Here is a 13,148-nt window from a genome sequence, read left to right on the forward strand (position 1 = left end):
CAGGCCGCTCCGGTCAGTGGTCGGTTCGCCAAAGAGTGGTGCCAGGCTGATATCATGTCAATGGCCCGCACGGGCCGGCTGGGTGATGACACGATATGGATGAGGACAGGCATGAGCAGCATTGTTGAACTCGATGACCATCGTTTTGATCAGGAGGTCGCCGACAGGCACGAGCCGGCGCTGGTGGTAATGACAGCGGACTGGTGTCGTCCCTGTCGCACGCTGATGCCGGTGCTCGAGGAGGTGGCCGGCCACTATGTCGATCGGGTCACGATCTATCGTGTCGACATCAATGCCTCGCCGTCGCTGGCGGCGCGTCTGGGGGCCCGCGGCGTGCCGACGCTGTGTCTTTTTATCGATGGGACGCTGGAAACGACGCGCGTCGGGGCCCTGTCACACGATCAGCTGCATCAGCTGCTTGATGAGCATCTCTAGAGACGGCTTTGGTCGATAATGCCTGAAAGGGCGGTTTTCGATGCGATAAAAGGGCTTGCGTCGACGATCAGCGTTGTCTAACATCGGTGCGTTCGCCTGATTTCAGCTGCCTGTCGGCCACCGAGCGAGCCAGCAGGGTCTTACCGCTTTTCTCCCAGTCTGCCACGCCATTTTTCAAGCAGACGAACGGACCCTGATGCTGTCGGTGCTGAATTCTGGTTTTACCGTCATGTTACTTCTTTCCTTCGAACGAGGCGCTTTTCGGGGATATCTCCATTGCCGGGGTTTTAAAAACCATCGGGCATAGGGACCCCGCGGGCTCTGACGACAATTCAGGCGGTATTCAAGATACCGTTTCCTGTCCCGGCCGCATCTCTTACAGCCATGCTGACTAAAGCGATTTCCGAATCAAGCCGATGAATCTAACCGAACTCAAGCAAAAGACTGTTCCCGAGCTGTTGGAAGTTGCCCAGGAAATGGGCATCGACAATCTGGCTCGTTCGCGCAAGCAGGACATCATCTTCGCCATCCTCAAAAAGCACGCCAAAAGCGGTGAGGACATCTACGGCGATGGCGTACTCGAAATCCTTCAGGATGGCTTTGGTTTCCTGCGCAGCGCCGACTCTTCCTATCTGGCCGGGCCCGATGACATTTATGTCTCGCCGTCCCAGATTCGTCGCTTCAATCTTCGCAAGGGCGACTCGATCGCCGGCAAGATTCGCCCGCCCAAGGAAGGGGAGCGTTACTTTGCGCTGCTCAAGGTCAATCAGATCAACTTTGACCGCCCCGAAAATGCCAAGCACAAGATCCTGTTTGAAAACCTGACGCCGCTGTTTCCCCAGGAGCGTCTGGTCATGGAGATCGGCAACGGCTCCACGGAAGACATCACGTCTCGCGTTATTGATCTGACTTCTCCGATCGGCAAGGGCCAGCGCGGCCTGATCGTCTCGCCGCCCAAGGCGGGCAAGACGATGATGCTGCAGAACATCGCCAACTCGATCACCCGCAACAATCCCGAATGCCACATGATTGTGCTGCTGATCGACGAGCGTCCCGAGGAGGTCACCGAAATGTCGCGCACCGTGCGCGGTGAAGTGGTGGCATCCACCTTCGATGAGCCGCCGGCGCGCCACGTCCAGGTCGCCGAGATGGTCATCGAAAAGGCCAAGCGTCTGGTCGAGCACAAAAAGGATGTGGTCATCCTGCTTGACTCCATCACTCGTCTGGCGCGTGCCTACAACACCGTGGTGCCCAGCTCCGGCAAGGTGCTGACCGGCGGTGTCGATGCCCACGCCCTTGAAAAGCCCAAGCGCTTTTTCGGTGCGGCCCGTAATATCGAAGAGGGCGGCAGCCTGACCATTCTGGCCACTGCGCTGGTGGATACCGGCTCCAAGATGGATGAAGTCATCTTCGAGGAGTTCAAGGGCACCGGCAACATGGAAGCGCATCTGGACCGCAAGCTGGCCGAGAAGCGTGTCTACCCGGCGCTCAACATTCGCCGCTCCGGCACGCGTCGTGAAGACCTGATCGCCTCCGAGGATGAAATGCAGCGCATGTGGATTCTGCGCAAGCTGCTCAATCCGATGGAAGATGTGGCGGCCACCGAGTTTCTGATCGACCGGCTGAAGGACAGCAAGACCAACCTTGAGTTCTTCGAGGCCATGAAGCGCCGCTGATTCATTCGGTGGTGTCACGGGCGTCCACAGGCGGCGTCTGCATGAAGGGGGCAGCATGCTATGCTGCCCCTTTGCTTTATCAAGGGAGCAGGACCGGGCATGAAGTATCGCGATCTGCGGGAGTTTATCCACGAGCTCGAGAAGATGGGGGAGCTCAGGCGTGTGACCGCCGAGGTGGATCCCCATCTGGAAATGACCGAGATATGTGATCGCGTGCTGCGCGATGAAGGGCCGGCCCTGTTGTTTGAAAACGTGCGCGGCAGCCACATGCCGGTGCTGGCCAATCTGTTTGGCACTCCAAGAAGGGTGGCGCTGGGCATGGGTCAGGACAGCGTCGAGGCGCTGCGTGAGGTCGGGGAACTCTTGTCCTTTCTAAAGGAGCCCGAGCCGCCGAAGGGCTTTCGCGATGCCTGGCAGAAGATGCCCATCTTCAAACAGGTGATGAGCATGGGCCCCCGGCATGTCAAAAAGGCCGCCTGTCAGGAGGTCGTGCTGGAAGGTGATGAGGTCAATCTCGATGCCATTCCCATTCAGCATTGCTGGCCGGGTGATGCTGCGCCGCTGGTGACCTGGCCTTTGGTGATTACAAAGGGGCCTCACAAGGAGCGCCAGAATCTGGGCATCTATCGTCAGCAGAAGCTGTCGAAAAACCGCCTGATCATGCGCTGGCTGTCTCATCGAGGCGGAGCACTGGATTTTCGCGACTGGCAGCAGGCTCATCCGGGCGAGCCCTTTCCCGTGGCAGTGGCGCTGGGTGCCGACCCGGCGACCATTCTGGGCGCGGTGACGCCGGTGCCCGACACACTGTCCGAATACGCCTTTGCCGGGCTCCTTCGCGGGTCAAAAACCGAGCTGGTCAAATGTCATCACTTTGACCTCAGCGTGCCGGCCAGTGCCGAAATCGTGCTGGAAGGGTATATCTATCCTGACGACATGGCGCAGGAAGGCCCCTTCGGCGATCACACCGGCTACTACAACGAAGTTGATACCTTCCCGGTCTTTACCGTCGAACGCATGACCCATCGGCGCGATCCCATCTATCATTCCACCTATACCGGTCGTCCGCCCGACGAGCCGGCCGTGCTGGGCGTGGCGCTCAATGAGGTTTTCGTTCCCATCCTGCGTCGTCAGTTTCCTGAAATCGTGGATTTCTATCTGCCGCCCGAAGGGTGCTCCTATCGTCTGGCCGTGGTGTCGATGAAAAAGCAGTACCAGGGGCACGCCAAGCGCGTGATGATGGGGGTCTGGAGCTTTCTGCGTCAGTTCATGTACACCAAGTTCGTGATCGTGGTCGACGATGACGTCAACACCCGCGACTGGAAGGATGTGATCTGGGCCATCACCACGCGCATGGACCCCTCCCGCGATACGGTCATGGTGGACAACACGCCGATCGACTATCTCGATTTTGCCTCTCCGGTCAGCGGTCTGGGCTCCAAGATGGGGCTGGATGCGACCACCAAATGGCCGGGCGAGACCCAGCGTGAGTGGGGTACGCCCATTGCCATGAGCGATGAGATCAAGGCTCGGGTGGATGAGCGCTGGGCCAGCTACGGCATCGATCCCTGAGCCACCGCGGCCCGGGAGTTACTGACACAATGCACTGCTGCATTTCTACCGATTGAAGGAAGCACCATGTCTGCCAGGACGTTGACCTGCAGGGTCGAGACCATGGAAACGCTATCGGCCGATGTCTATCGCCTTTTTCTGCGTGGTGACCCGCAACAGATCCTGTTCGCCCCGGGGCAGTATCTGACGCTGGCGGTACAGGGCAATCAGCTGCCGTTTTCAATTGCCAATGCGCCCAACGGCGAGGGCATTCTGGAACTGCACATTCAGTATGTGGCGGGCAGCGACAACTCCCGGGCGCTGTTCGAGCAGCTTCACGTCGGCGCCGACATCGAGGTGTCACTGGCCGGGGGCGAGTCCGTACTGGAGCTTGACGACCCGCGACCGCTGCTGCTGATCGCTGCCGGTACCGGCTTTGCCCAGATGAAGTCCATCATCGAGGCGTCGCTGGCACTGCATCCCGAGCGCCCCATTCATCTGTGGTGGGCAGCGCGCGCGCGCAGCGAGCTCTACATGGAATCGCAGGCACGCCACTGGGCCGAGCAGCATGAGCACTTCAGCTTCACGCCGGTGGTCGAACTGCCGGGAGAAGAGGACTTTGACGGCGTGGTCGAGCGCATCGACAATGCCCTGCATGACCGGGTGCAGCGCGCCGATGAGGCCAGCATCTTCATTGCAGGCTCGCCCGGGATGGTATACGCCGTGGTGGATACGCTGGCGCGGATCGAGCCCATGGCGAAACGGATGTTTTCCGATGTCTTCAGCTATGCGCCCCGGGTACAGGGGGAGGTCGACGGCTCATGAGTCAGTCGCCCATTCTGGTCACCGGAGGCGGGCAGCGACTGGGCCGATACTGTGCCGAACGCCTGCATGATGATGGCCATCCGGTCATCATTACCTACCGCCGTGAGCGGCCGGCCATCGAAGCGCTGCGGGCCCGGGGCATTACCGCGCTGTACGCCGATTTTTCCAGCGAGGCGGGCATTCTGGACTTCGTGGCGCGGCTGAAGGCGCAGACCGGCGCGCTTCGGGCCATCATCCACAACGCCTCGCACTGGCAGCGCGATGAGGACAGCCCCTCCTGCGGCGAGGATTTTGCCCTGATGTTTCAGGTTCACATGCAGGCGCCGTATCTCATCAACCTGCATGCCCATGCGCTTTTGATGGCCTGCCCGGAGCCGATGCGCGACATCATCCACATTACGGACTACAGCGCCGCGCACGGATCAAGACAGCACATGGCCTATGCCGCCACCAAGGCCGGACTTGAAAACCTTGCCCTGTCGATGGCCGGACGCTTTGCGCCCGATATCAAGGTCAACGCCATCGCCCCGGCGGGCATCATGCTCAACGCCGAGGACGGCGACGATTATCTGGCACATCTCAATCGCCGCTCGGCCCTGCCTGCCGTGCCCGGGCCGAGGGTCATCTGGCAGGGCGTACGCTATCTGCTGGATAGTCCTTTTGTCACAGGGGCCACATTGCCTGTTGACGGCGGGCGTCATGTGAAGTGAACTGGCCATGGCGAGCGATTCGCCGGACAACAATCACATGTTCAAAACATCGGTGTTTCAACGACCGTGACAGGTGGCCATCATGACATCGCCGTCGACGCTATTGAAGGATCGTGCATTGCTGGTCGGTATTGTGGCAGGAGTTGTCATCATATCGCTGGCGGCAGCGCTACCGGCGCTGTTTATATGGAAGGAGTTTGTCATCTGAGCGCGGTATGCTGGTCTCGGATGATTGACTGCGGCGCTTCAGGCGCTGCATCATCGAATCAGAAAGTGTTCATCAGGATAACTCGACATGTTGCAGTCCATGTTCAATGACACGCTGACACCGCCGGCTCCAAAGGCCGCAGCGGCGTTTTTGTGTGTCCTGAGCATGTCCGGTTATCCCGTGGGCTATTGGTTTAGAGACAGGCACGCCTGATTTTTCAGGGCGTGCCGGTACCTACCGTGCTGCCCACCCTCAAAAACCCCGGTTGGCAGCACGCCACCGGGGTTTTTTGTTTTTCGCGTTACGACAAACGACCCGACAGACATGAGAGGGCGCATCATATGACCATGACCGATCAATACTATCCGATGGCTGACTGGCGATTTAATCACACGCTGGCGGTGCTTCGAGCGCTGACCGCCGGCGTGCTGGCACAGGGCGCTCCACACTCCCCCTTGTTACGCTGTTGAAGGATAGAAACAACGCCATGAACGCCTTGACCAATATTGCCGAATCCGCCACCACGCCTGCCGTGCAGGATGACAACGCCGATGGCCCGAGCGTTGCCCAGCCCCTGCCGGCGCCCGCAGCACTCAAGGAAGCCATCGGGCTCGAGCCCGTCATGAAAGCGCAGATCGCCGGACATCGTCAGGCGATCCGGGAGATCCTCGAGGGGCGCGATTCGCGCCTGCTGGTCGTGATGGGGCCCTGTTCCATTCATGATCGTGACAGCGCGCTGGACTATGCCAGACGTCTGAAACAGCTGGCCGACGAAGTAGGCGACAGCATGTTGCTGGTCATGCGGGTCTATGTCGAAAAGCCCCGTACGACCGTGGGCTGGAAGGGGCTGGCGTATGACCCGCACCTCGATGGCAGTGACAACATGGCTGAAGGCCTTGCCAGCACACGTCGACTCATGCGCGACATCACCGAGTTGGGACTGCCGATTGCCTGTGAGCTGCTCCAGCCCATGCTGAGCGCCTACATGGATGATCTCATCAGCTGGGCGGCCGTCGGCGCCCGCACCACCGAATCCCAGATCCACCGTGAAATGGTCAGTGCCCTGCCCATGCCCACGGGGTTCAAAAACGGCACTGACGGTGGCATTCAGGTCGCCATCGATGCCATGGGCACCAGCCGCCACGGCCATCGCTATCCGGGTTTTGATGACCAGGGCCGCCCGGCACTTTTGAGATCCCGTGGCAATCCTGATACCCATCTGGTTCTGCGCGGGGGGCATCATGGCGCCAACTTCGATGACAAAAGCGTCGAAAAGGCAGCTTTTGACCTCAGGGCGGCAGGCGTTTCAAGTGCCATCATGGTGGACTGTTCCCATGCCAACAGTGGCAAGGACCCCGCTCGGCAGCCGCTGGTACTCAATGAGGTCATTCGCCAGCGTCTCAATGGCATGTCCTCGCTGGTCGGCGTCATGCTCGAAAGCCATCTGGAAACGGGCAAGCAGCCCCTGGGCGCTGAACTGCGCTATGGCGTTTCCATCACCGATGGCTGTCTGGGCTGGGCGGAAAGCGAGCATCACATACGTTTTGTGGCGAAGCGGTTATCCGAACAGCCGGTTTGAGGCAGCCGGCATTTGCCCGGGGCAGCGTCGGGCCGCCCCGGGCCATCAGGGTGTCAAATCCCTGTCATGATATCGTCGTAATCTCGGCCATCGATCAACCCACGGGAGATGATGGCATGAGTCAGGAAATCGAAAATCATGACAACCACAATGATAGCGATAACCGCCCCTTTTCATCGGTCATGGCGCGCTACATGTCGCGTCGGCGCATGTTGCAGGGAAGCCTGGGTCTGGCGGCTGCCACACTCTTTACCGACTTTGGCCTCGGGGGCGTCATCCGTCAGGCCGGCGCCGAGCCGCGACGCCGGCTGACACTGGGCTTTGACTCGCTGCCCGGCAGCATGACGGATGGCATTGTGGTTCCCGAAGGCTATATCGCTCAGGTCCTTGTGCCCTGGGGCACGCCGATGGATGGTAGTACAGCCGGATGGCAGCAGGACATGCACATGACACCAGCGTTCCAGGCCCGTGCCATGGGCATGCATCACGATGGCATGTATCACTTTGCCCTCGATACCCAGCATGCCTCTCGTGATTTTCTGCTGGCGATCAATCACGAATATATTGATCAGAGTGTGCTCTGGGCACCACAGAACGGTCCGACCAATAATGATGAGGGCGCTCGCCCGGCCGATGAAGTCCGTACCGAGATCAATGCCCATGGCGTCGCAGTGGTACGCCTGCGTCGTGATGATCAGGGCCATTGGGCGCCGGTCGTTGATGACAGTCGCAATCGTCGCATTACCTCGGCGACGCCCATCGAACTGTCCGGCCCGGTTCGCGGCACTCCCTGGGTGATAACGGCCTGGTCACCCGATGGAACACGCATTCGTGGCACCAACAACAACTGCGCCTGCGGTTATACCCCCTGGGGGACCTACCTGACCTGTGAGGAGAACTGGCCCGAGGTGTTCATCAATCGTGGCGAGCTGACAGCCGATCAGGCCCGTCTGGGCATCAACGGCGAGCGTGGCCGCTACGGCTGGGAAAGTGCCGATGATGGCGAGCAGGGGGAATTCAGCCGTTTCGACAATACGCCACAGGGCGACGATCCTGCCCGGGACTATCGCAACGAAGCCCGTGGTTTCGGCTATATCGTGGAAATCGACCCCTACGACGCTGACAGCACCATCTACAAGCGCACGGCACTGGGGCGTTTTCGTCATGAGGGCTGCTGGCCCGGTCGAGTTGTCGAGGGCATGCCGCTGACCTTCTATACCGGTCATGACAGCCGCAACGAATACATCTACAAGTTCGTGACGAACAAGCGCTGGCAGCAGAGCGATGCCAACCGTCCCGGTGAGACCTATGATCGCCAGGCCATCGGTGCCAGCTACCTGGACAACGGCACGCTGTATGTGGCCCGTTTTGATGCCGATGGCGAAGGGGAGTGGCTGCCCCTGACCGTGGATGCCGTTATCCCAAAGGGCGAGCACAAGGGCCGGCGGCTGGGTGAGCTGTTCGAGGACCAGGCCGGCATTATCATCAATACCTGCGACGCCGCTGATCTGATGGGGGCCACCCCCATGGACCGCCCGGAGTGGGGAACGGTTGATCCGCAGTCGGGCATGGTGTACATGACGTTGACCAACAACTCCAGGCGCACCGATGAAGAAAGCTCGGCCAGCTTTACCGGTGACGGCAGCGATGTGTCTGCCATGGGCAGCGGTTATGCCACGGCGCCGGTCAATGCAGCCAATCCTCGTCCGGACAATACCTATGGTCATATCATCCGCTGGCAGGAGCGTGAGGATGACCCCACCCGTATGCGCTGGGAGCCTTTCGTATTTGGCGGCAGCCCCGATGATCAGGACGCCACCAACCCTTCCGGCCTGACCGACGTCAATGCCTTTGCAAGCCCTGATGGCCTCTGGTTTGACGAGCGTGACAATGGTGAAGGAATTCTCTGGATCGAGACGGACAACGGTCTGGACAAGGGGCGTGAAAACGCGGTGGCGAACATGACCAATGATCAGGTACTGGCCGTGGTGCCGGGCGCCATGAGTGAAGAGGGCAAGCCGGCCATCAATGCCCGAAATCAGGCGCAGCTCAAGCGTTTTGCCATTGGTCCCAACGAGGCTGAAGTCACCGGAATTTTTGCAACGCCTGACCGTACGGCACTGTTTATCAATATTCAGCATCCCGCCAACTGGCCGGCAGCCGATACCGACGATGCCACACAAACAGCACAGGGACAGGTGCGCCCGCGCTCATCGACCGTGGTCATTCAAAAGCGCGATGGCGGCAGAGTCGGTGTCTGACTTTCGATGAAGCCTTTCGATGCAGTCTTCCGGTAAAAGCACTCGGGCCGCTTATGCGGCCCGAGTATTGTGATGAACACTGAAGGGTATTGTCAGGGCCGTGCCGCGTAGGCGTACAGCAGGGTCTCCTGCGCGCTGATGGCAGCCTCATCCTTGCCCGGGCAGCGCTTTTCATAATGGCCGTCCGGCTGCAGCGTCCAGCTCTGGCAGTTGTCCAGCATGTAGGTATCGAGATCCTTTCTGACCCGCTGGGCAATCTTCTTGTCCAACAGCGGAAAGCAGGTTTCCACGCGCTGAAACATGTTGCGCTCCATGAAGTCGGCGCTGGAGCACCATACCTCCGGTTTGCCACCGTTATGAAAGTGAAAGACCCGGGTATGCTCCAGAAAGCGGCCCACGATCGAGCGTACCGTGATGTTGTCGGAGACGCCGGGAACGCCGGGGCGCAGACAGCAGGTGCCCCGGATGATCAGCTGGCAGATGACGCCGGCCTGGGAGGCGCGGTACAGCGCCTGAATCAGCCTGGGTTCGGTCAGGGAGTTGCACTTGATGGTCAGGGTGGCCTTGTGCCCCTTACGGGCGTATCCGGCTTCCCGATCGATCAGCTCCACCAGACGCTTGTGCAGCGTAAAGGGCGCATGCAAAAGATGCTCGGTATGGCGCGGTTCACCCATGCCGGAGAGCTGCTGAAAGACATGGTGGACGTCCTCGCACAGCGTCTCCCTGGCGGTCAGCAGGCTGTAGTCGGTGTAGAGCTTTGCAGTCTTGGAGTGATAGTTGCCGGTACCCATGTGGGCGTAATGACGAATGCGGCCCTCTTCACGGCGCACGATATGCAGCATCTTGGCGTGGGTCTTGTAAGCCATGACGCCGTAGATCACATTGGCGCCGGCCTCCTGAAGCCGTGAGGCCAGCGCGATATTGTCGGCCTCGTCAAAGCGGGCGCGCAGCTCGATCACGACCGTGACTTCCTTGCCGCTGCGGGCGGCATCCACCAGGGCGCTGACCACGCCGGAGTCGACGCCGGTGCGATAGAGCGTCTGCTTGATGGCCAGCACGGCAGGGTCCCGAGCCGCTTCGGCCAGCCAGTTTTCGATGACGCCGAACGACTCCCACGGGTGCAGCAATAAGATGTCCTGCTGCCCCACGATACTGAACATGCTCTCGTCCTTGCGCAGTGCCTTTGGCGTACCTGGCGCAAACGGCGTATAGCGCAGATCAAAGCGATCACTGTCGCCAATCATGGCCATCAGGCGGCTCAGGTTGACCGGGCCGTCGACCAGATACAGATCTTCCTGGCCGAGCTGGAACTGTCTGAGCAGAAAATCGCTCAGATGCGTCGGGCAGTTGTTGGCGACCTCAAGACGCACGCCATCGCCATAGCGGCGGGCCAGCAGCTCGCTCTTGAGGGCCGTGGCCAGATCCGAGACTTCCTCGGTATCCACTGAAAGATCGGCATTGCGGGTCAGGCGGAACTGGTAGCAGCCGCGGACGGTCATGCCGGGAAACAGCTCCTCGGCATGCGCGTGAATCATCGAGGAGAGGAAAACATATTCCTGACGTCCTTCACGCTCGAGCTCCCGCGGCAGCCTGATCAGTCGGGGCAGGGAGCGGGGCGCCGGGATGATCGCCATGCCACCCTCGCGGCCGAATGCATCGCGCCCTTCCAGCTCGACGATGAAATTGAGGCTCTTGTTGACCAGCCGTGGAAAGGGGTGGGAGGGGTCCAGTCCGATCGGACTGATGACCGGCATGATCTCATCATCGAAGTAGCGGTTGACCCACTCTCGCTGCGCCTTGTTCCAGACGTGGCGGCGCAGAAAGTGAATGCCCTGTTCGGCCAGTGCCGGAATCAGTCGGGTATTGAGAATGTGATACTGGCGCTCGACCTGCTCATGGGCAGTCTGTGACAGCTCGTTGAAGATGCTGGCGGTCGAGTGACCATCCATGCCGATCTCTTCATTGCCATAGGCGAGCTGTCGTTTAAGACCAGCCACGCGAATTTCAAAGAATTCATCCAGGTTGGAGGAGAAAATCAGCAAAAACATCAGCCGCTCCAGCAGCGGATGCGACTCGTCCAGGGCCTGCTCCAGTACCCGGATATGAAAGCGCAGCGTCGACAGTTCGCGGTTGAAATAGAGACCGGCATCGTCAAGGCTGCGCTCGGCGTTGGCGGCAGCGCGGGCTCGAATGCCGGCGTGGGTGTGATTGACTCTCAGCGCCGGAGTGGCGTCGTTGTCGGCGGATGTGCCGGTGTCCGACGTTTGGGAGGAAGGTAATTCAGACATCGGAAACTCTCCGGCAAATGGCATGTGGCGCCTCGGAACAGGCCGTATGCTCAAGTTTGAGAAATTCTCATGACATTTTCATGACATCTTCCGTCAGCTGCTCCCGGGAATCCGGGCGGCGCGCCCGGCAAACCGGGTCAGGATGCCGTCGGCGCTGGCGCGTTTGAAACCGCGCAGCGATGCCATCATCACGGTTTTCTTATCCCGCCAGCCGTTGGCAAAAGGGTCCTGAGGCATAGCGTACTCGCCGCTGGCCTGGTAGACGAAAGTCGGGACACGCAGCGCCTGCCCGACGCGATACAGTACATCCTGTCCGCACGCCCGGTGTGATCATGATGGCATCCGCCCCTTCCGTGATGTTCATGGCAGCCTCATGCAGTGCTTCATTACCATTGGCCGGGTGCAGCTGACAGGGGAGTCTGTCCGCACGCTCGGGATTAATGCTCGATCAGGATCTCGATCGTACGGTCGTTGAGAACATACCCGCTGTCATCAGAAATGCCGTCATGACCGTGCAGAGTATAGGCATCAAGGGCAACGTCTGTGATGATGCCGGATTCGGGGCGGCATCCTGGATCAACTGATTGATGGAAAGGCGTTCGACGCCCGGCATTGATAGGGTGGCGTCGCGGCGATTGTCCCCTTCCTGAACGAAAACAGGCAGAATCAAGTCATCCACCGTCAGCGTGGTTTCGTGCATCAAACGGCGCGAAAAGTCGTCATGACGCATGCGACGCATATGGGTGGCAGAACATCTACGTGATGGAATGGTGGTCACGAAGGGATGCCTCGAACGCGGAAATGACGTGAATAACTACAATGGCAACCGCTGGCCGATCCGGCAATGGCGACAATGGTCGCCCTGATCGATCAGGTTCGGCACAGTGCCGGTCAACAAGCCTCGCCCGGCAGGGTGGCTATCATGTATCTGATGGGAGCAGCAGCATGAAAAAGCGTGTAGCGGTCGTGATTTCCGGGTGTGGCTGGCTGGATGGCACCGATGTGCAGGAGCTGACGATGGTGCTGCTGCGCCTGGATCAGATGGGGCTTGAATGGAGCTGCTTTGCACCGGATGTTGCGCAGCATCATGTGATCGATCATACCAGCGGCGAGCCCATGGCCGATGAACAGCGTCAGGCCATGGTGGAGTCATGCCGCATGGTACATGAGCGCATCTATCCGCTGGATCGGCTTGAGGCGAATGCGTTTGGTGCAATCATCATTCCCGGCGGGCATGGCGCCATCAATCAACTGAGCGATTTTGCCGTCAGCGGTTCCTCCATGCAGGTGCTCGAGCAGCTGGTCTCCCGGCTCCACGAGTTTCACGAGGCGCGCAAGCCCATCGCGCTCATCGGCATGGCGGCGCTTCTGGTGCCGCGACTCTTCGAGCAGGCCATTCCGGTGACGCTGGGTCAGAGTGCGGCGCTTTCCGGGACCGTCAGCGCCATGGGTGGGCTGCACAAGAGTGCCGGCGTCGGCGAGATCGTGGTGGATATCGAGCACCGCGTGCTCACCACACCCGGCTGGCTGGTGGGCACGCGGCCCTCGGACATCGCGAAGGGGATTTTCAAGCTGGTGGAGCGGGTAGGGACGCTCATGGAGCAGCCGCGCTGAGGCG

The 13,148-nt window shown here is 60.1% G+C and carries 11 protein-coding genes and 1 pseudogene; 10 read left to right on the forward strand and 2 right to left on the reverse strand.

Annotated features, from left to right (window positions below):
* The first annotated feature begins 111 nt into the window (after positions 1-111).
* From BM079_RS04385 to BM079_RS04415, 9 genes are all read left to right on the forward strand, one after another.
* Positions 112-435: a thioredoxin family protein gene (locus BM079_RS04385; RefSeq protein WP_175489595.1), complete on the forward strand. Its 324-nt coding sequence runs from the start codon at positions 112-114 to the stop codon at positions 433-435.
* Between the two features lie 416 nt (positions 436-851).
* Positions 852-2,111: a transcription termination factor Rho gene (gene rho, locus BM079_RS04390; protein WP_090131208.1), complete on the forward strand. Its 1,260-nt coding sequence runs from the start codon at positions 852-854 to the stop codon at positions 2,109-2,111.
* A 99-nt stretch (positions 2,112-2,210) separates the two neighbouring features.
* Positions 2,211-3,680 carry a 4-hydroxy-3-polyprenylbenzoate decarboxylase gene (gene ubiD / locus BM079_RS04395; RefSeq protein WP_090131210.1) on the forward strand — a complete coding sequence of 490 codons (1,470 nt, stop codon included), beginning with the start codon at positions 2,211-2,213 and terminating at the stop codon, positions 3,678-3,680.
* A gap of 66 nt (positions 3,681-3,746) precedes the next feature.
* Entirely contained in the window at positions 3,747-4,484 is a 738-nt protein-coding gene (locus BM079_RS04400) for an FAD-binding oxidoreductase (protein WP_090131212.1), read from the forward strand.
* The gene (folM, locus tag BM079_RS04405; protein WP_090131214.1) at positions 4,481-5,194 is read left to right on the forward strand and encodes a dihydromonapterin reductase; all 714 of its coding nucleotides are present in this window, start codon (positions 4,481-4,483) and stop codon (positions 5,192-5,194) included. The genes BM079_RS04400 and folM overlap by 4 nt, the downstream gene beginning before the upstream one ends.
* Before the next feature lie 82 nt (positions 5,195-5,276).
* A complete protein-coding gene (locus BM079_RS16930; RefSeq protein ID WP_281243931.1) occupies positions 5,277-5,402 on the forward strand; it encodes a hypothetical protein in 126 nt (41 codons plus the stop codon).
* A gap of 341 nt (positions 5,403-5,743) precedes the next feature.
* Positions 5,744-5,872, forward strand: coding sequence for a hypothetical protein (locus BM079_RS16935; protein WP_281243932.1), 129 nt, complete (start codon positions 5,744-5,746; stop codon positions 5,870-5,872).
* Positions 5,873-5,889: 17 nt separating this feature from the next.
* Positions 5,890-6,981 (forward strand): 3-deoxy-7-phosphoheptulonate synthase, encoded by a 1,092-nt coding sequence (locus BM079_RS04410; protein ID WP_090131216.1) that lies wholly within the window; start codon positions 5,890-5,892, stop codon positions 6,979-6,981.
* Between the two features lie 116 nt (positions 6,982-7,097).
* On the forward strand, positions 7,098-9,242 hold the full coding sequence (locus tag BM079_RS04415) for a PhoX family protein (protein WP_090131219.1): 2,145 nt from the start codon (positions 7,098-7,100) through the stop codon (positions 9,240-9,242).
* 92 nt (positions 9,243-9,334) lie between these two features.
* On the opposite strand, the gene ppk1 is transcribed toward BM079_RS04415, so the two are convergent.
* Both ppk1 and BM079_RS04425 read right to left on the reverse strand, forming a co-directional pair.
* Positions 9,335-11,530, reverse strand: a complete 2,196-nt coding sequence (ppk1, locus tag BM079_RS04420; protein ID WP_090131220.1) for a polyphosphate kinase 1 — start codon at positions 11,528-11,530, stop codon at positions 9,335-9,337.
* Positions 11,531-11,623: 93 nt separating this feature from the next.
* Positions 11,624-12,269, reverse strand: a pseudogene (locus BM079_RS04425) (hypothetical protein).
* Positions 12,270-12,475: 206 nt separating this feature from the next.
* On the opposite strand from BM079_RS04425, the gene elbB reads away from it, so the two are divergent.
* Complete coding sequence (elbB, locus tag BM079_RS04430; RefSeq protein WP_090131222.1) at positions 12,476-13,144, forward strand: isoprenoid biosynthesis glyoxalase ElbB; 669 nt, start codon at positions 12,476-12,478, stop codon at positions 13,142-13,144.
* Positions 13,145-13,148 lie beyond the last annotated feature (4 nt).

Origin of the sequence: Kushneria avicenniae (assembly GCF_900112585.1) — a bacterium.
GTDB classification, from domain to species: domain Bacteria; phylum Pseudomonadota; class Gammaproteobacteria; order Pseudomonadales; family Halomonadaceae; genus Kushneria; species Kushneria avicenniae.